The following is an 18,759-nucleotide window of genomic DNA, read 5'->3' on the forward strand; positions in this document are numbered from 1 at the left end:
AAGGGAGACCCGTGTCCCACGACCAGGACCGCGACAGCTCCGGCGAGAAGCCCGAGACGGCGTTCGAAGAGGTCATGAGCGAGATCGAGGACGCCGAGACGCGCACCCGTGACACCGCCGCGGAGCGGCGCCACCGGGGCGAGGCCGGCGAGGCCATCACCCCGAACGCCCGCGCCCAGGAGGAGTCCGAGGGCGACTGAGCGGCAGCACGGCACGGGCCCGGGCCGGTGCGGGGCGCACACCGCTCCCACCGTCCCGGGCCCGCGTGCGTCCGGAGGGCTGCAGCGAGAGGCGGCTGCCGGGCCGTGAGCGGGGCCGCGGGTGACCTTGGGCCGCGGGCGGGTACCCGGTGCGCATGGAGCACGAAGGACCACGACTGCCCACCCCGCGCGGCCCGCTCAGCCGGGGTGTCGAGGCATATCTGCGGGGCGCCGGCCGGCTGCCCCGCCTGGAGGAGGTCGCCCGCGCCGAGGTGTACGGCGACGACCTCCAGCTCGCCCTCTACCTGTGCTACGAGCTGCACTACCGCGGCTTCGCCGCCGTGCCGCCCGAGCGCGAGTGGGACCCGGACCTGCTGCGCGTGCGCGCGGCGATGGAGCACCGGTTCCTGTCCGCGCTGCGCAGCGACGCCCAGGTGCACGACAGCGTCGACGAAGCCCTGGCCCCCCTTCTGGTCGAGCCCGTCGACGGCAAGGGCGTCAGCTACTTCCTGCGCGACGAGGGCGAACTGTGGCACCTGCGCGAGTACGCGGCCCAGCGCTCCCTGTACCACCTGAAGGAGGCCGACCCGCACGCCTGGGTGCTGCCGCGGCTGTGGGGCCGGGCGAAGGCGGCGATGGCCGCGGTCGAGTTCGACGAGTGGGGCGGCGGCCGCCCGGACCGCGTCCACGCCCGTCTGTTCGCGGACCTGATGACGGATCTCGGCCTGGACACCACCTACGGCCGCTATCTGGGGGCCGCCTCCGCCGAGGCCCTGGTCACGGTGAACATGATGTCCCTGTTCGGTCTGCATCGCAGTCTGCGGGGCGCCCTGGTGGGCCATTTCGCGGCGGTCGAGATCACCTCGTCCCCGGGCTCGCGGCGGCTCGCCCAGGCCATGCGCCGCGCGGGCGCCGGATCCGCGGCCGAGCACTTCTACGACGAGCACGTGGAGGCCGACGCGGTCCACGAGCAGATCGTGCGGCACGACGTGATCGGCGGACTGCTGGAGCAGGAGCCGTACCTGGCCGCGGACATCGCCTTCGGCATCGACGCCACCGAGTTCGTCGAGGAGCGTTTCGGCACCCGGCTGCTGGCGGACTGGCGCGCCTCACATTCGTCCCTGCGGGAACCCCTGGCGCGGGAAGTGACTCATATCTCCTGAGCACGGGGGTACTCGGCGCCCGTGATTGCACTGGTACCCCCGGGCGTGTACGCCCCGCAGGAGGACACCGAGCTGCTGGCCGGTGCCTTGTCCGACGAGCCGCTCCCCCAGGGAGCGCAGGTCCTCGACGTGGGCACCGGATCCGGCGCCCTGGCCCTGGAGGCCGCACGCCGGGGCGGCCGTGTGACCGCCGTCGACGTGTCCTGGAGCGCCGTGTGGGCGGCCCGGCTGAACGCCAGGCTGGCCGGCCTCACGGTCCGCATCCGCCACGGCAACCTCTTCGAGCCCGTGCGCGGACAGACCTTCGATCTCATCCTCGCCAATCCGCCCTACGTCCCGGCGCCGGACGCCCGTCGCGCCCCCCGCGGCGCGGCCCGGGCCTGGGACGCGGGCGGTGACGGACGCCTGGTCGTCGACCGGATCTGCCGGGAGGCGCCCGCGCTATTGCGGCCGGGCGGGGTGCTGCTGCTCGTGCAGTCGGCGCTCGCCGGGCCGGATCTCACGGTCGCGCAGCTGCGCGCGGCCGGCCTGAAGGCCGCGGTGACCCGTCGGCAGCGGATCGCGTTCGGCCCCGTGCTGCGCGGCCGCGAACGCTGGCTGCGCGAGCAGGGCCTGCTGTCCGATGCGGAGCACGACGAAGAACTGGTGGTGGTCCGTGCCGAACTCCCCGTCTGACCGCTCCGGCGCCCCGCGCCGCGTCTCGATCCAGCGCAAGGGGCCGCTGCTGATGGAGGGCCCGGTGGAGGTGGAACTGGAGGACGGCACCGTCGTGTCCTCGGACCGCTTCCGGGTCGCCCTGTGCACCTGCCGCCGCAGCCGCCGCTACCCGTGGTGCGACACGAGCCACCGCGACCGGGCCTGACGCACCGGCCCCGGAAAGATGCCGGAGGCCGGCGGGCGGCCCCACTCCGCCCGCCGGCCTCCTTGCACGAGATCGCGGCTCCCGTGACAGCGGCCCGGCTCCCCAGCCACGGTCCGCTGTGCCTCACGGGGCGACGCGATCCCGGTCCATGGGGTTCTCCTAGAAGGAGAAGACGCCCGTTCCGTAGGCGTTCTTCATGCAGTCGTTGGAGAACGTGCGCTCGTACGAGACGCGCTTGCCCTGCCAGACACCGTCGACGGTGACGACCACGGGGTCGTACTGCTTGGTGCACATGACGCCCTCCTTCGCGGTCAGCGCGTCGAAGTCGCCGCTCACGCCCTGCAGTTCCGCACAGGCGGCGTCGGCGGCCGGGTGGGTGCCCGAGGGCCTCGGGGCACAAGTCAGGGTGACCGCGCGTTCCGGGGTGGTGGCGATCGCGCTCTCTCCGTGGCCCACCGTGAGAACGAGGGCCGAGGGGGCGTAGAGCGCGGTGGGGGCCTGACCCGGGTCGGCGAGCGCGGCCCCGGAGAGGGGTCCGCAGACGGCGGTGGCCGTCAGTCCGACAGTCATGGCCCAGCGCGCGGGGGTCCGCATTGTGTGCATCCTTCCGCTCGATGATGACGTGTGCCGACCCGTGCTCGGATGGTGCCCGGAGCGGCGAGCGCGAGTCTGCCGAGTCCGCCGCCGAAACACACATCGACCCCACGGGTTTCAGTAACATTGCGTGTTGAATCAGTGGCGTGAAGTTACGGAGTCTGCACGTGTGAAGCCCGTAACTGCGCGGTCCGGGGCGGCCCGAAGCGGCCAGATGGCTGATTTACCTGCGCTGGTTAATAGGCCGGAAACATTCCGATTCCGCTCTCCTGCAGCCACTTTGCAACCGCTTTCGTTCACGCTCCCGTCGTGCAATCGCCATCGGACGGCATTCGCGATCACCTCCGATCCACCGATCGCATACCGCTCGGTATCCTCGGCCGGCACGGTCGCGACGAGGAGACGACGAGAGGCGGGGCGTGACGTGGGCAAGCACTGGGCCGACTTCCAGTACGAGATCTACCTGAACGGCATGACGGGCGCCGTACCCCGGCTGCCCACCGACCTGACGCGGCTGGAGGAGCTGACCGAACAGCGGCTCGGCCCCGGCCCGGTCGGCTACGTGGCGGGCTGCGCGGGCGACGGCAGCACGGCCCGGGCGAACCGGGCCGCCCTGGAGCGCCGCCGCATCGTGCCGCGCATGTTGCGCGACGTGCACGAACGGGACCTGTCGGTCGAGGTGCTCGGCCGTTCCCTGCCCGCCCCGCTGGCGCTGGCCCCGGTCGGCGTGCTGTCGATCATGCACCCGGAGGCGGAGACCGCCGCGGCCCTGGCCGCCGCCGCGCAGGGTGTGCCGTACATCCTGTCCTCGGCGTCCAGCACGCCCATGGAGCAGGTCGCCGAGGCGATGGGCGACGCCGAGCGGTGGTTCCAGCTGTACTGGCCGAAGGACCCGGAGGTGGCCCGCAGCTTCCTCGCCCGCGCGAGGGCGTCCGGGTTCAGCGTGCTGGTCGTCACCCTGGACACGCCCCTGCTGTCGTGGCGGCCCCGCGACCTGGACCAGGCGTACCTGCCGTTCCTGCACGGCGTGGGCACGGCCAACTACTTCTCCGACCCGGCGTTCCGGGCGGGGCTGGCCAAGCCCGTCCACGAGGACCCGAACGCGGCCGTGATGCACTTCGTCGGCATGTTCTCCGACCCGGCCAAGACCTGGCCGGACCTGGCGCTCCTGCGGGAGAACTGGGACGGCCCGATCGTGCTGAAGGGCGTACTGCACCCGGACGACGCCCGGCGGGCCGCCGACGCGGGCATGGACGGTGTGGTCGTCTCCAATCACGGGGGACGGCAGGTGGCGGGCTCCGTCGCGGCGGCCGACGCGCTGGAACGGGTCGCCGAGGCCGTCGGCGACCGGCTCACCGTGCTGTTCGACAGTGGCATCCGCACGGGCGACGACGTCTTCAAGGCGCTCGCCCTCGGCGCCCGGGCCGTCCTGCTGGGCCGCCCGTACGTGTACGGACTGGGCCTCGACGGCCGGCCGGGCGTCGAGCACGTGATCCGCTGCCTGCTCGCGGAACTCGACCTCACGCTCGCCCTGTCGGGCCACGCCACCCCGCACACGGTCGGGCGCGCCGACCTGGCCGTGGACCCCGCCTGACACGAGGGCCGCGCGGCGCCTGCCGCGCGGCCCTCGGGCGGCCGCGCGCGGCCCCGCGCGCCGTCAGGACGTCGGGCCGCCGCCCGGCACGGCCACCTGCCGGGACGACGGGCCGTCCTGCTCCTCGATGGACTGGGACCCGGCCGCCGTGGGCAGCGGCTCGGCCCGCCAGCGCTGGGCGTCGGTGCGGTCGCGGACCTTGACCACCACATCGGCGCCCGGCTTGTCGCCGGCCGGCGCGAGGGCGAGCTGCTCGTCCCAGCGCGGCAGCAGCTCCCCCTGCACGGTGAGGTCGTAGCGCACGTCGTCGCCCCGCTCGGCATCCTCGTCGGCGCAGGTGCCGAGGACGACCACACCGGCGTCCTTGTGCGAGTCCAGGCACAGGCCCGGATCGGCGACGCTGCGCAGCAGACCGTCGTCCTCGACCGTCCACTGCTGGGTCCACGTCGACGAGCAGGCCGCCAGCCTGGCCCCCGAGCCCTCCTTGGGCAGACCGCGGACGTCGAGGCACAGACCGGCCCCGGTGTTGCGCAGCCGTGTCACGTCCAGCGACGCGGGCAGGCCGGCGGAGCCGGGGGGCGGGGTGGAGGTGGCACCGCTGTCACCGGCGCTGCCGGAGCCCGCCGGGTCCGCCCCGCCGCCGTCGTAGGAGTTGAGGCCGGCGATGAGCACGGTGGCCAGCACCCCCGCCGACACCGCCCCCAGACCCGACCGCAGCGTTCGCGAGGACGGCAGCGTCACCGGCACCCGGCGCACGGGCGAGGGGATCCGCGACAGCCACCCGTGCCGTCCGCCGCCCCGCCGTCCGCCGCCGCGCCGGCCCGCGCGGGTGCCCCGGGCGCCGTGCGCCGCCCGCCCGGGACGGGAGTCGAGATAGCGGCGGGCGCCCCAGCCGAGCACGGATTCGGCGATCAGAGGGCCCAACGGCCCCTCGAAATGGCTGAGTTGCTCCGCCGCGTTGCGGCAGTAGCGGCACTCGGCGAGATGGTCCTGGACATCCGGCAGCAGGGCACCGCCCCGGCGGATCGGCACGTCCAGGAGACGGTTGTAGAACCGGCAGTCCTGGGTGGGGGCCAGTTCGCGATGAGCACGCACACAACCTTCGCGGAAAGTGTCGCGCGCCTGATCGAGGGCGGCCGACGCGATGTCGGTGTCCATGCCCAGCAGTCCGGCCGGGAGGTGCAGCGGGTCGGCCTCGACCTCCGAGTGCCACAGCAGACAGCGCGCGACGGCGGGAAGTGCCTGGAACGCCCGCTCCGCGAGGACGCGGTTCTCCGGCGTCATGGACGTCGCGGCGCGAAGTCCGCGTCCCCCCGCGGGTTTCTGCAGGGCGGGCAGTACGGCGGATATTCGGTCGTCGCCCGACCACTCGCGGATCGTGTCGCGCACGGTGACCAGCAGAGCCGGGCGCAGCGCGACGGCGGACTCGCCGAAGGCGAGACGGTTGAGGGTCCGGTGGAAGGCGGTGCCCGTGACCATGGAGGCGACCTTCGCCGAGGAGGCGAGGCAGATGACGGCGTACTCGTGGACCGGCTGCCAGTGCCGCGCCATCAGCAGGGCGACGGAACGGGCGGCCACCTCGCCCTCCGGGCTGCCTCTCAGCGGGGCCGCGAGGCTTTCGTCGGAGTCCCCCGGATCCCCGCCGGGCGGGGGATACGGAGGACGAGGGGGGTGGGGGGTGGGCACTGAGATGGTTCCTTCCCACGCGTGCGACACACAGAAGTCCGGTCGCCGAAAAGGAGGCCCGGTAGGTGCGTCCCCTTTTGGCGCGGCGCGGGAGGTGCGAATGCGCCGGCGGCGATTCGGACCCGGTCGACTATGCGCGCGCGACACCTGGCCATTCCCCCCGCACGCGTGGTGCACTCTTGCACAACCTCCACAGGAGCAACAAGGCGCGCGTGCCACATATGCGCCATTGACAGGAAGTCAGAAAGGCGGGAACACCCGAACTCGACTCGCACCGGCTTTCGACTTCTTCTCGCGCCTCGCTGGAAAAGGGGCGAGGGGCCGGGGAGCGGCCCGTCTCAGATCTGCCAGGAACGCAGCCGGTCCGCGGCGCCGTAGACGTCGGCCGTACCGGACATCAGGTCGCGGGCGAGATCGACGAGGGCGCCGTAGGGCGGGTCGATGCCGACCCCGCTGACGAACATGTACGCCACGGCGGTCGCGCAGGCGAAGCGGGCGTTGGCCGAGGGCAGCGGTCGCAGCACGGCGATGGTGTGCAGCAGGGCGGCGGCCCGCCAGGCCGGGTCGGAGTCCACACCGAGGCGCGGCGGGTCGACGCGGTGCCGGGCGACGGCGGCGACCAGCGCGGAGAAGTCGTTGACGGTGGGCTGGTCCGGGAGGACCTCTTCGTGGCGCTGCAGGAGCCAGGGCACGTCGATGTGGAGGACGGATGCCATGGGTCAGGCGGCCCGTCCTTCGCCCCTGCCGGGCGGTTCGTCCTCCGGGAACGCGGCGGCGAACTCGTCGGCGTGGGTGGCGAAGAACCGGCGGAAAGCCTCCGCGCCCTCCTGCAGAGCCCGGTGCCGGGCTATGTCGGCGGCGGCCGCCTCCCGCACGAGGGCTTTCATGGACGTACCGCGCTCCTTGGCGATCTGCCGCAGGTCCTCAAGTTCGCGGTCGCTGAACTCGACGTTGAGAGCTGGCATGCCTTCACGGTACCGCTCGGGTACTGACGCGTAAATACCCGCAGGTCACAGCAGGCGCCCAGAGGTACCTCGAAGGGACCCGGCGTTCGCGGGAGGGGTGAGAGGCGGGTCACATCCGGACGGGCGATGTCACATTCCGGGGCCCTGCGCGGCTCGCAGTGGTGAGCGCCCGTCCAGGAGGCCACGCATGCCCGAGATCTCCACACCCGGTATCGGCACCCCGCTCGACGAGGCGACCGGGGTGTTCGTCGACCACCGCGAGCTGATGTTCGGCGTCGTCTACAACATGCTCGGCAGCGTCGCCGACACCGAGGACGTCCTGCAGGAGACGTGGCTGTCCTGGACGGCCCGTGCCGGGGGCGCGCCCCTGGCCGGTGTCGGCAACCCCCGCGCCTATCTCGTCCGGGTCGCGGTCAACCACGCGCTGCGCCGCCGGGCCGCGATCAGCCGCAGACGCGAGACGTACGTCGGCGAGTGGCTGCCCGAGCCCCCGGTGGCCGACGAGGACGCCGGGACCGCCGAGGCCCCGGCGCTGCGCTCGGAATCGGTGTCGCTGGCGATGCTGGTCGTCCTGGAGTCGCTGACGCCGCTGGAACGGGCCGTCTTCGTGCTCGGCGAGGTCTTCGGCTACCCGCACGCCGAGATCGCGGAGACCATCGGCCGCTCCCCCGCGGCCGTGCGCCAGCTGGCGCGCCGCGCCCGGGAGCACGTGCACGCCCGGCGGCCGCGCTACGAAGCCCATCCACGGGTGCGGCGGGAGGCGACCGAGCGGTTCGTGCGGGCGGCGCTCGGCGGGGACATCGCGGAGCTGATGGAGGTCCTCGCGCCCGACGTCACGGCGTGGACGGACGCCGGCGGCAAACGGCGGCCGGCGAGCCTGCGCCCGGTGCACGGCCGGGACAAGGTGGTCCGCCTGATCACGTCCGGCCGCGGCGGCCCGCGCGACCCGGTCTTCCGCTACCGGCGGGTCAACGGCGACGACGCGGTGGTGCTGTTCGACGGCGACGCGCCCTACGCCGTCCTGGTGCTGGACCTGACGCCGGAGGGCGACCGGGTGGCGGGCATCTACGTGGTGGCCAACCCCGACAAGCTGGCGCACCTGCCCCGGGGGGGGGTGTGACACGCGGGGCGAGCGCTGCGCGTCCCGGTGGACCGGCCGGGCACGAGCCCCCTCTCCGGGGGGCGGCCGGGTCACGAACGGGAACGGCAGAACTCCCGGACCGACCGGTTGAACGCCTCGGGCGCCTCGATGTTGCTGAGGTGCCCGGCGCCCGGGAGCACCACCAGCGTGGCCTCCGGGACGGCGTCGAGGAACGGGCGGGCCACCGTCTCCACGGGGGAACGCGCGTCCAGCTCGCCCCACAGCAGGAGGGTCGGGACACCGATGCGCGGGAGCAGGGCGCTCAGGTCGGCGTCCGCCACGGCGGCGAGTTCCGCCCGCATGCTGCTCCGGCGCGCCTGCGCCGACATCACGGACAGCAGACGCACCGTCCCGGCGGGCGGCGTCCCGGCGAACAGCCCCGGCAGGCTCGGGGCGAACACCTCGTCCGGCACGGCGAGCATCCGCTCGGCGCCCCGCACCCGTGAGCGCACCTCCGCCGCGCTGAGCGAGCCCTTCCAGCCGGCGTAGGTGTCGGCGAGCAGCAGCGTGCGGACCAGGCTCGCGTGGCTCCGGTAGAGCTCGAGCACCACCGTCCCGCCCCAGGCGAGGCCCAGCACGTGTGCCGGGCCGAGGTCCACGTCCTCGATAACGGCCGCCAGGCAGCGGGCGTAGTCGGCCAGGGAGAAGGAGGCCGTTACGTCGGAGGAGCGGCCGGCGCCCGGCTCGTCCCAGGCGACGACGGTGAACTCGTCGGCCAGGTCCTCGACCTGCGGCCGGAACAGGCGGGCGTCACTCGTGGCGCCGTGCGCGAGCACGAGGGGCGGGCCCCGGCCCACCCGGTCGTACGCGATCTCGATGCCGTCGACCCGCACCGCCGGCATGTGCCCAGGCTACGCGCGCGTGCCGGGGGCGGTCCGCCGGCGGCCCGGCCCCGGCACGCGCGCGGCCCTCACCTCAGGTGCCGTCCCTGGTCGGCGACGAAGGACGCCATGCGGGTCAGGGCGGCGTTCCAGTTGATCGTGTGCTCGTTGGTCGACCAGGACTGGATGTCGTCGATGTAGCAGAACTGCCCCACGCAGCCCTGCAGCTTGCTCTGCGCGTAGGGGTCCTGGATCTGGGAGTTCGGGCCGCCGGCGAGGGTGCCCCGGGGCGGGTTCGGCAGGTTCGGGTCGAGCTGGCGGGCGTACCAGCGGCTGTGCTGGTTGTGCGCGCTGACCTCGCCGTAGCCGGTGACGTAGGAGATGTTCAGGGCGTTGCGGCCCAGCACGTAGTCCATGCTCTGCAGCGCCCCGTCGCGGTACCCGGCGGCACCGGTGAGGTCGTAGGCGGTGGCGAGGACGACGGCGTTGTTGAGGATCTGGTGGCTGGAGCCCCAGTCGTAGACGTTGCCCTCCGGCGCGTACGGGATGCCGTAGGGGTGGGCCTTCAGGGTCGCCAGGTAGCGGTCGGCGCCCTTGATCACGGACCGGCGCACCTGGTCCCGGCCGGGCAGCTTGTTCGGCACGGTGGCGAGGTCGAGCCGGCCGGCCGCGCCGGTGCGGGCCCAGTCGAAGCCGACGGGGGTGAAGAGGTCGGCGGTGTGCACGGGGGACGTCAGCACGTGTTCCTCGAACTGCCGCTCCCCCGTGGTGAGGTACAGCTCGGCCGCCGCCCAGTAGAAGTCGTCGGTCACGTCGCGGTCGGGGTAGGCACCGCCGCCGACGCCGTCGCTCTCGGAGGCGTAGCGGTCGGGGTGGGTGAGCGCGGCGGACCAGGCCGTGCGGGCGGCGGCCAGGGCCCGGCCCGCGAACGCCTTGTCCCAGGGGCGGTACAACCGGGCGGCCTGCGCGGCCGTGGCGGCCAGGTTCAGGGTCGCGGCCGTGGACGGCGGGTGCAGCTCGCGCTTCTGGGGGTCGTCATGGGGCATCAGGGGCAGTCCGGTCCACTGCTCGTCGTGCATCTTGTGGTGGGCCATGCCGGCCAGCGGCTCCCCCGGGGGCACCTGCATCCTCAGCAGGAACTCCAGCTCCCAGCGGGCCTCGTCGAGCAGGTCGGGCACCTTGTTGCCGCTCTCGGGGAGGGCGAGGGACCCGTCGCCGAGCGGGCCGGTCCGGCCCGTGCGGGCGTGCAGGGCGCGCTCGTAGGTGCTGAGCAGCTCCCAGGTGGAGATGCCGCCGTTGACGACGTACTTGCCGTGGTCACCGGCGTCGTACCAGCCGCCGCTCACGTCGAGCGTGTAGTCGCACACACCCGGTTGGCAGGGCACGTCGGTGTCGCCCTTGTTGGGCGCCACGCCCACGTGGCCGGCCGGGCGGCCGTAGCCGGGGCGCAGGTCCTCGCGGATCGGGGTGCCGCTGCGCTGGGTGTAGTAGTACTTCGCCGCGTCCACCCGGAGCCGGTCGTACACGTCGCCGGCGAGGTCGAAGGGGCGGCTGGTCTCGCCGTCGGCGACCAGGGTGAAGCCCGTGCCCTTCGCGCGGTACGCGCCGAAGTCGATCGAGTGGACGTTCTGCCCGGAGGACGCGTCCACGCCGCGCGGGACGGTCGTGCCCCGGGCCACCACCGTGCCGCGCGCGGTCCTGAGCTCCCAGGGAAGCTTCGCCGTGGCGTCGGTCACGAGCGTGGCGTTCTTCGGCCCGGCGGGCAGGTAGCCGACCTGGTTGACGCGGACGCGGGGTCCGGTGTCGGGCTCGTAGGGCTCCGGCGCGACACCGCCCAGCAGGGAGACGTCGTCCATGCAGAAGCGCCAGGGCTCCGCGCTGCCGCCGAGCTGGAAGCCGACCTGGCCCCGGGTGGTGTCGACGGGCGAGGTGAAGGTGTAGGAGTAGGTGTCGCCGGAGACGCTGAGCTGCGGCGTCACCTCGTGGTAGGTGTCGTACGGTTCGACGGACAGGCCCACGATCGCCCGGACGACGTGTCCGGCGGGCGTGCCGGTGGCGCTGAAGGAGAACCGGTAGGACTCCCCTTTCACCAGCGTGATGTCGTTCTGCCCGACGGCGGCGTCCCAGCGGTTCACGGTGCCGCCGGGCACGTCGGCGCACAGCCTGCCGTCGGACGGTGCCGCGGTGACGTTCGCGGTCGTCCACCACGGCTCCGTGGTGGTGTCGAAGGTGCCGTTTCTGACCTGCTCGGTCTCCTCGGCCCCGGCCGGCACGGCGGGCAGTGCGGTGAGCGCCGTCGCGAGCAGGGCCGTCAGGGACAGCAGGGCGGTTCTGCGTCGGTGCACGTCTGGACTCCTCGGCGGAGGTGCGGGCGGACGCTCGCATTGGGAGCGCTCCCATAAGCGGACGCACGCCATGGTCGTGCCCACGTGACGCCCCGTCAACGGTTGGGACAGGACCGGCTGTCACCGCGGGGCCCCGGCTGCTCGCGGTCCGCACGGGCCGGGCGTCCCCGGGGATACCGGTTCACGCCGGGCGCCCACGCACTAGTCTGGGACTCTGGTGGCGCTTCCGTTCACTGAGAGTGTCCGTATGGAGTGGCGACGATGAGCCCGGACGATACGTTCGACGACGGTGTGACCGCCCGCGCCGTCATCGCCGTGGACGGCACGCTCACCGAGTGGAACGAGGGCGCACGCCGCCTGCTGGGCCACACCGCCGCCGAGGTGGTGGGACGCCCGGCCGCCGAGCTCCTGGCCGACGGCGCCGCACCGCCCCTGGTCGAAGACGACCACCGCTGGAGCGGCACCCTCACACTCCGCCACCGCGACGGGCACCCGGTGCCGGTGTGGGTGGTCGCCCACCGCCGGCCCCCGGACGGCCCGCGGACCACCGACTGGCTCGCCGTGTCCCCGCCTCAGGGTCCGCGCCACGGGCTGCCCGACGACGACCCGCTGGTGCGCGAGGCGCTGCGCCAGTCGCCCTGCGCCACGATGATCTACGACGAGCGGCTACGGCTGCGCGGGGTCAACGACGCCATGGCGGACATCGTCGGCCTGCCCGCGGAGCGGCTGCTCGGGCTCAGGCCCACCGACCTCGGCAGCCGGCCGCAGAACCGGGAGCTGGAGGAGCGTCTGCGCCGGGTGCTGAGCACCGGCCGGCGGCAGGACATGCAGACGTACATGAAGGCCGGGGGCGAGACCCGCGGGCCGCACGCGTGGCTGGCCCGGATGGCGCCGCTGACCGGGGCCGACGGGCGCGTGCGGGGCGTGTGCGTGACCGCCCACGACTTCTCCGACCAGTACCGCTCGCGCGAGCGTCTCCAACTGGTCAACGAGGCCAGCGTGCGCATCGGCACCACCCTCGACGTGACCCGCACGGCCCAGGAGCTGGCGGACGTGTGCGTCCCGGCCCTCGCCGATTTCGTCAGCGTCGACCTGCTGGACCCCCAGGAGCACGGCGGCGAGTCCGCCGGGCCGCCCGCTCCGCCCGTGACCCTGCGCCGGGCGGCCCACCGGTCGGTCAGCCCGGGCGAGCCCGAGGCGGTCGCCGAGCCGGGGCAGAAGGACCTCTACCCGGAGACCTCCCCCCAGGCCGCCTCCCTGTCCGCGGGCCGCACGGTCGTCGCCTCGGGCTCGTCGGGCGATCTGGAGCGGTGGCTGGGCTGGGACCCGGCGCGCTTCAGCCGGATCCGCGACCACGGCGTCCACTCCACGATGTCGGTCCCGCTCACGGCCCGGGGCACCACCCTGGGCGTCGCCGTGTTCACCCGCTTCCGGCGCCCCGAGGGTTTCACGGAGGACGACGTCCTGCTGGCCGAGGAGGTCACGGCCCGGGCCGCCGTCTGCATCGACAACGCGCGCCGCTACTCCCGCGAGCGTGAGACCACCCTCACCCTGCAACGCAGCCTGCTGCCGCGGACCCTGCCGCGCACGGCGGCCGTCGAGGCGGCCTCTCGCTATCTGCCGGCCACCCGCTCCGGGGTGGGCGGCGACTGGTTCGACGTCATCCCGCTGTCCGGGATGCGGGTCGCCATGGTGGTCGGGGACGTCGTCGGCCACGGCATCCAGGCCTCGGCCACCATGGGCCGGCTGCGCACCGCCGTGCGCACCCTCGCGGACATCGACCTGGCCCCCGACGAACTGCTCACCCACCTCGACGACCTGGTCGTGCGGCTGTCGCAGGAGTCCGGCGGTGACGCGGGCACCGGCGAGGTGGGCGCCACCTGCCTGTACGCGGTGTACGACCCGGTGTCCCGGCGCTGCTCGCTGGCCCGCGCCGGGCACCCGCTGCCGCTGCTGGCCCCGCCCGACGGGCCGGCGCGCCGGCTCGACCTGCCCTCGGGACCGCCGCTCGGTGTCGGGGGGCTGCCGTTCGAGAGCGTCGACGTGGAGCTGCGCGAGGGCAGTGTCCTGGCCTTCCACACGGACGGCCTCCTGGCCAGCCGGGAACGGGACGTCGACACGAGCGCGCAGATGATCCTGCAGGCGCTGTCGGTCCCCTCGGACTCCCTGGACGAGACGTGCGACCGGGTCCTGCACTCCCTGCTCCCGCCGGGCGGTTCCGCCGACGACGTGGCCCTGCTGCTGGCCCGTACCCGCGGCCTGCCGTCCTCCCAGGTGGCGACGTGGGACATCCCGGCGGACCCGGCGCTGGTCGCGCCCATCCGCAAGCAGGTCGTGGACCAGCTCGAACGGTGGGGACTCGTCGAGGCCACGTTCACCGCCGAGCTGGTGGTGAGCGAGCTGGTCACCAATGCCATCCGCTACGGCGCCCCGCCCATCAGGCTCCGGCTCATCCACGACGCCGCCACGCTGATCTGCGAGGTGTCCGACACCAACCACACCGCCCCGCACCTGCGTCGCGCCAAGACCTGGGACGAGGGCGGCCGGGGGCTGCTGCTGGTCGCCCAGCTGACCCAGCGCTGGGGCAGCAGGCACACCGCCGAGGGCAAGACGATCTGGGCGGAGCTGGCGCTGGTCGAGGACCTCTGACGCGGTCCGCCCGCCGTCGGCCCCGCGGGTGGGCGGTGGCCCGGGCGGTGCGGCGGGCAGGGCTCTCGCGGAGTTCTTACCGGGGCCTGGTTTCATGGGCGGGCACGTCGTGATCACGTCACGGAGGACCCGCCCTGAACACCCCGCTCGCCACAGTCCTGTCCGTGACGCTGCTGGTCGCCGTGCTCGTCTGGGCCGTCGCCCGGCCCCGGGGGCTGCCCGAGGCCGTGCTGGCGGTGCCGACCGCCGCCCTGGCCGTCGCCGTGGGTCTCGTCTCCCCCGGCCACGCATGGGAGGAGATCCAGCGGCTCGGTCCGGTGGTGGGCTTCCTGGCGGCCGTGCTGGTGCTCGCCCACTTCTGCGACGTCGAGGGGCTGTTCACGGCATGCGGGGCGTGGATGGCCCGCCGGGCCGAGGGGCGGCCGGTGCGGCTGCTGGCCTCCGTGTTCGTCCTGGCCTCCCTGATCACGGCCGTGCTCAGCCTGGACGCCACGGTCGTCCTGCTCACCCCGGTGGTGCTGGCCACCGCCACCCGCATGGGTGTCGAGGCCCGTCCGCACCTGTACGCCTGCGCCCATCTGTCGAACACCGCCTCGCTGCTGCTGCCGGTCTCCAACCTGACCAATCTGCTGGCCTTCACGGCGAGCGGCCTGACCTTCACCCGCTTCGCGGCCCTCATGGCGCTGCCCTGGCTGGTCGCGGTCATCGCCGAGTACCTGGTGTTCCGGCGTTTCTTCGACCGTGAGCTGACGGCACCCCTCCCCTCCCCCGGCCCGGCCGGGCCCGCGGCGCCGCTGCCGCTGTTCGCGCTGGTCACGGTCGGCTGCACCCTCGCCGGGTTCGTCCTGGCCTCGGCCGTCGGGATCTCCCCGGCGTGGGCCGCCCTGGCCGGTGCCCTGGTGCTGGCCGGGCGCGCGCTGGCACGCCGGAAGGCCACGCCCCTGGCGGTGGTGCGGTCGGCTGCCCCGGCGTTCCTCGCGTTCGTGCTGGCCCTCGGCGTCGTCGTGCGGGCGGTCGTCGACCACGGGCTCGCCGACGCGCTGCGGCGGGTCCTGCCCGGCGGGACGGGCCTGCTCGCGCTGCTGGCCGTGGCCGCACTGGCCGCGGTGCTGGCCAACCTCATCAACAACCTGCCGGCCGTGCTGGTCCTGCTGCCGCTGACCGCCGGAGCCGGGCCCGGGGCGGTCCTGGCCGTGCTGATCGGGGTCAACATCGGCCCCAACCTGACCTACGCCGGATCCCTGGCGACCCTGCTGTGGCGGCGGATCGCGCAGCAGCGGGGGCACCGGATCGGCCTCGGGGAGTTCACCCGGCTGGGGCTGCTCGCGGTGCCGGCCGCGCTGGTGCCGGCCGTGGCGGCGCTGTGGCTGTCGCTGAACGTCGTCGGTTACTGACCGCCCCGGTGCGTCCGGTCAGTGACGGCCGCCGCCGTCGTGACCGCGGCCGCCGCCGTATCCGTAGCCCGGGTATCCGTAGCCCGGGTATCCGTGGCCGGGCTGTCCGTACCGGCCGTCCTCCTCGCAGGGGTAGCCGTAGCGCAGGCAGGGGGGCCGGGTGGATTCCTGGCCGGTCGGTGAGGAACTGGGGGTGGCCGCAGCCGGGGTCGGCGCCGGTGCCGGCCTCGCCGGCGGGGTGGAGGCGGACCGGGACGACCGGGCCGGGCCGGGCGCGTTCCAGGTGACCGCCTTCATCCGCAGGTCGGCCTTGGAGGTGTCGATCGCCCAGCGCTGCACCGCGTCGTCGGTCCGGGTCTTGAGGACCAGGGCGCCCGAGCCGTCCGTCGCGGACGGGGTCAGTGCCAGGTCCTGGTCCGACCTGGGCACGAGCGCGCCCTGCAGGGTGAAGTCGTAGCGGACGTCCTCGGTTCCCGCTCCGGAGGGGCCCGCACAGGGGGCGAGCCGCACCGAGTAGCCGAGGCCGGAGTCGAGGCAGAGACCGGGGTCGGCGCCGCTGTGCAGCAGTCCGTCGGTCTCGTAGGTCCACTGCAGAGCGGGATCCGAGTCGCAGTCGGTGAGCAGGGCTTCGGCGCCCTCGACCGCCTCGCCCCCGTCGAGGCCGACGCACAGGTCCGAGCCGACGTTGCGCAGCCGGCCGCGCAAGGTGTCCTTCCCGGCCTCGCCCGCACCGATCCGGGACGGCCCGGTGGTCGGCTCGTCCGCATCGGGTACCTCCCCGGCCTGCCGTTCCGCGCCGGCCGGCGGACCGTCACCGGAGTCGCCGATGGTCCACAGGACGAGCGGGAGCACGACGAGACCGCCGAGGGTCAGGACACCGGCGGTGAGATTGCGGCGGCGTGCGGCGCGGCGTGCGGCCTTCCGGGCGGCGCGGCGGGCGGCGGTGCGGGGGCCCACGGCACGCGGGCGCGGCGCGGGACCGTCCGCCGGGGATGGGGTCACGGGTGAGGCGTGCGGGGCGTCCCGGCCGTGGGGATCGCGGTCGGCCGGTGCGCCGGCTCCGGCCCGGGGCACGGGCTGCGGCGGGGCGGAGACCGGTAGCGGGCCGCCCGGGTCGGTGAACGACTCCCCGATCGCACCGGCGAGCGCCACGGGATCGACGGAATCGACCGGACCGGCAGGACGGGCAGGACGGACAGGTCCGACGGGATCGGGGAAGGCCGCCCGCGCCAGCGCGACCGGATCAGGGGCGGCTTCGGGGACGGGGCGCGGGGGACGGGAGCCGATCTCGTCGCGGCCCTCGGGGCCGAAGGCGGCAGCACGGTGGCCGGCCTCGTCACCCGCGGAGCCGAAGGACGCAGCCCCGTGGCCGAACGCGTCGCCGCCCTCGGCGGTGAGGTCCCGGCGCTGCCCCGGAAGGCCGTCCGGGGTGCCGGTGGCCGGGGGCGCGAAGCCGGCGGGGGGCGTGCTCGGGGTCGGAGCGGCGGACGGGGAGGGGCCGGGGGCGGCCGTCCTGCTCCGCGCGTACTCCGCTCCGCCCCAGCCGAGGACGGCCTCGGACAGGGCCGTGCCGAGTCCGTGGTTGAACCGGTCCAGCTGGTCGGCCGCGGCGCTGCAGTGCCGGCAGCCCTCGATGTGCGTGCGCAGATCCGGGTCGGTGTTCCGGCCGCCCCGGCGGTACGTCACGTCGAGCAGACGCAGATAGCGGCGGCACTCCTCGTCCGGAGCGAGCTCGCGGTGCAGCTGGAGGCACTCCTCACGCAGCCGGTCGCGGGCCCGGCCGAGTTCGACGCGGGCACCCTCCTCGTCGAGGCCGAGCAGCGCGGCCGGGGAGCCGAGCGGTTCCCGCTCGACCTCGACGTGCCACAGCAGGCAGCGCGCGGACTGGGGCAGCCGCTGGAACGCTCCGGCGAGCAGGCGGCGGTGCGGCGCCGGCAGCAGTCGCGCGGCCGGGCGGGCACCCTCCGCGCTCCCCGTCAGGAGATCGGGGTGGAGCGTCTCGCGGCGGTGGTCACCGGACCATTCGGCCGCGATGCGCCGGACGGTGACGAGGAGATGGGGCCGCCAGGCCGAGGTGGGGCCGTTCTGCCGCAGGGTCTCGCCGAACAGCCGGGTGAACGCGGCGGTGGTGAGCATCCCCGCCGGGCGCGGGCCGTCGGTGCACAGCCGGGCGTAGGCGAAGGCCGCCTCCCAGTGCCGGTCCAGCAGTTCGCCGACGGGGTGCAGTGCGGGTGTGGCACCGGTCCACTTGCGGAGCTCGGCGCTGAGCTGCTCGTCCGTCGGGCCGTACCCGCGGGCCGTGTCCGGTGAATTCGACGGGCCTGCGTCTTTCACACTGCATTCCTCTCAGGGACATGCGGAATAAGTCCATACCAAGGGGTATGCCGACCGGGAGGCCGCGCGCGCACGAAAGAGCGGCGTGTTGTGGACACGCCGACAGGGCACACCTTTGCACAGGTCAGCAAAGCGGAACAAGCACTCTCACCGTTTCCCCCATGGGGCACGCGACCAGCGCCTTTTGACAGAATGTCAATCACTGCGGCCGCCGAGATCGCGGTATTGGCCATCTTGTTTTCGCCGGCGTGTATTCACCCGGAACCCGGCTGCCGGAAACCACGCCCGTCCCGCCCGGGCCGCGGTCGGGCGGGCCGCAGGTCGTGCATCCCGGACGGATCCGCGAGCCACGACCGGCGCCGCACACGGGGGTTCAGCCGTCCGTCAGCAGGTCCAGTGCCCGCTCCCACCCGAATCGCGCCCCGCCGCCGTCCGCCCGGGGCTCCGCCGTGTACGGCTCGCCGAACCGCACGCCCATGCCGCGCAGCCGCTTCAGGCTCTCCCCGTAGGCCGGGTGGGCGGCCAGCGCGCCGGCCACGCACGGCAGCACCGCGATCGGCACGCCGAGCCCGGCCGCCTCGCACAGCGTGCCCAGGGCGAGGGTGTCGGCCAGTCCGGCCGCCCACTTGTTGACGGTGTTGAACGTGGCGGGTGCCACCACCACGGCGTCGGGTGCGGGGAACGGGCGGGGCTCGCCCGGGGTGCGCCAGGCCGAGCGGATGGGCCTGCCGGTCAGGGCCTCGACGGCTGCGGTGTCGAAGAAGCCGTTCATCGCGACCGGAGTGGCGATGACACCGACCTCCCAGCCCCGCTCCTGCACCGCGGTGACCAGTTCGCCGACACCGTCGGCGACGCCGGCGGCGCAGACGACGACGTAGAGGAAGGGTGCGCGGGCTGGTTCCTGTGCGGTCATCCCGCACACCCTAGGTGTATCGATCACGAGCGTTGCTGACACTGGCGGGTCTTGAACATGGCGAAGACCTCCGATGTGGTGGAGCTGTCTAGGAACAC

16 protein-coding genes are annotated in these 18,759 nt (G+C 74.0%); 8 read left to right on the forward strand and 8 right to left on the reverse strand.

The features are described from left to right. The first annotated feature begins 11 nt into the window (after positions 1–11). From Q5694_RS14365 to Q5694_RS14380, 4 genes are all read left to right on the forward strand, one after another. Positions 12–200, forward strand: a complete 189-nt coding sequence (locus Q5694_RS14365) for a hypothetical protein (RefSeq protein ID WP_333933263.1) — start codon at positions 12–14, stop codon at positions 198–200. A 155-nt stretch (positions 201–355) separates the two neighbouring features. Next, a complete protein-coding gene (locus tag Q5694_RS14370) occupies positions 356–1,363 on the forward strand; it encodes an iron-containing redox enzyme family protein (RefSeq protein WP_333933264.1) in 1,008 nt (335 codons plus the stop codon). Positions 1,364–1,384: 21 nt separating this feature from the next. Then, positions 1,385–2,038, forward strand: a complete 654-nt coding sequence (locus Q5694_RS14375; protein WP_333933265.1) for a HemK2/MTQ2 family protein methyltransferase — start codon at positions 1,385–1,387, stop codon at positions 2,036–2,038. After that, entirely contained in the window at positions 2,019–2,225 is a 207-nt protein-coding gene (locus tag Q5694_RS14380) for a CDGSH iron-sulfur domain-containing protein (RefSeq protein ID WP_333933266.1), read from the forward strand. The genes Q5694_RS14375 and Q5694_RS14380 overlap by 20 nt, the downstream gene beginning before the upstream one ends. Positions 2,226–2,384: 159 nt before the next feature. Here Q5694_RS14380 and Q5694_RS14385 read toward each other — a convergent pair whose 3' ends face one another. Further along, entirely contained in the window at positions 2,385–2,819 is a 435-nt protein-coding gene (locus Q5694_RS14385; protein WP_333933267.1) for a protease inhibitor, read from the reverse strand. A gap of 424 nt (positions 2,820–3,243) precedes the next feature. Between Q5694_RS14385 and Q5694_RS14390 the strand changes: the two genes are divergently transcribed. Then, the gene (locus tag Q5694_RS14390; protein ID WP_333933268.1) at positions 3,244–4,413 is read left to right on the forward strand and encodes a lactate 2-monooxygenase; all 1,170 of its coding nucleotides are present in this window, start codon (positions 3,244–3,246) and stop codon (positions 4,411–4,413) included. Positions 4,414–4,476: 63 nt separating this feature from the next. On the opposite strand, the gene Q5694_RS14395 is transcribed toward Q5694_RS14390, so the two are convergent. The 3 genes from Q5694_RS14395 to Q5694_RS14405 all read right to left on the reverse strand — a co-directional run bounded on the left by Q5694_RS14395 (position 4,477) and on the right by Q5694_RS14405 (position 7,064). Next, positions 4,477–6,099 carry an RICIN domain-containing protein gene (locus tag Q5694_RS14395; protein WP_333933269.1) on the reverse strand — a complete coding sequence of 541 codons (1,623 nt, stop codon included), beginning with the start codon at positions 6,097–6,099 and terminating at the stop codon, positions 4,477–4,479. A 338-nt stretch (positions 6,100–6,437) separates the two neighbouring features. Continuing rightward, complete coding sequence (locus tag Q5694_RS14400; protein WP_333933271.1) at positions 6,438–6,815, reverse strand: toxin Doc; 378 nt, start codon at positions 6,813–6,815, stop codon at positions 6,438–6,440. A gap of 3 nt (positions 6,816–6,818) precedes the next feature. Further along, the gene (locus tag Q5694_RS14405) at positions 6,819–7,064 is read right to left on the reverse strand and encodes a hypothetical protein (RefSeq protein ID WP_333933272.1); all 246 of its coding nucleotides are present in this window, start codon (positions 7,062–7,064) and stop codon (positions 6,819–6,821) included. A 187-nt stretch (positions 7,065–7,251) separates the two neighbouring features. On the opposite strand from Q5694_RS14405, the gene Q5694_RS14410 reads away from it, so the two are divergent. Next, on the forward strand, positions 7,252–8,184 hold the full coding sequence (locus Q5694_RS14410) for a sigma-70 family RNA polymerase sigma factor (RefSeq protein ID WP_333933274.1): 933 nt from the start codon (positions 7,252–7,254) through the stop codon (positions 8,182–8,184). A gap of 71 nt (positions 8,185–8,255) precedes the next feature. On the opposite strand, the gene Q5694_RS14415 is transcribed toward Q5694_RS14410, so the two are convergent. Together Q5694_RS14415 and Q5694_RS14420 are read right to left on the reverse strand one after the other, a co-directional pair. After that, entirely contained in the window at positions 8,256–9,047 is a 792-nt protein-coding gene (locus tag Q5694_RS14415) for an alpha/beta fold hydrolase (RefSeq protein WP_333933276.1), read from the reverse strand. Between the two features lie 68 nt (positions 9,048–9,115). Beyond that, on the reverse strand, positions 9,116–11,371 hold the full coding sequence (locus tag Q5694_RS14420; protein ID WP_333933278.1) for a glycoside hydrolase family 9 protein: 2,256 nt from the start codon (positions 11,369–11,371) through the stop codon (positions 9,116–9,118). Positions 11,372–11,632: 261 nt separating this feature from the next. On the opposite strand from Q5694_RS14420, the gene Q5694_RS14425 reads away from it, so the two are divergent. Together Q5694_RS14425 and Q5694_RS14430 are read left to right on the forward strand one after the other, a co-directional pair. Then, complete coding sequence (locus Q5694_RS14425) at positions 11,633–14,020, forward strand: SpoIIE family protein phosphatase (RefSeq protein ID WP_333933279.1); 2,388 nt, start codon at positions 11,633–11,635, stop codon at positions 14,018–14,020. A gap of 164 nt (positions 14,021–14,184) precedes the next feature. After that, entirely contained in the window at positions 14,185–15,414 is a 1,230-nt protein-coding gene (locus Q5694_RS14430) for an SLC13 family permease (protein WP_333933280.1), read from the forward strand. Positions 15,415–15,432: 18 nt separating this feature from the next. Here Q5694_RS14430 and Q5694_RS14435 read toward each other — a convergent pair whose 3' ends face one another. Together Q5694_RS14435 and Q5694_RS14440 are read right to left on the reverse strand one after the other, a co-directional pair. Beyond that, positions 15,433–17,748, reverse strand: coding sequence for a ricin-type beta-trefoil lectin domain protein (locus Q5694_RS14435; protein ID WP_333933281.1), 2,316 nt, complete (start codon positions 17,746–17,748; stop codon positions 15,433–15,435). 373 nt (positions 17,749–18,121) lie between these two features. Continuing rightward, on the reverse strand, positions 18,122–18,661 hold the full coding sequence (locus Q5694_RS14440; RefSeq protein WP_333933282.1) for a flavoprotein: 540 nt from the start codon (positions 18,659–18,661) through the stop codon (positions 18,122–18,124). Positions 18,662–18,759: the final 98 nt, after the last annotated feature.

This window comes from Streptomyces sp. AHA2, from assembly GCF_036857595.1.
Classification (GTDB): Bacteria; Actinomycetota; Actinomycetes; order Streptomycetales; family Streptomycetaceae; genus Streptomyces.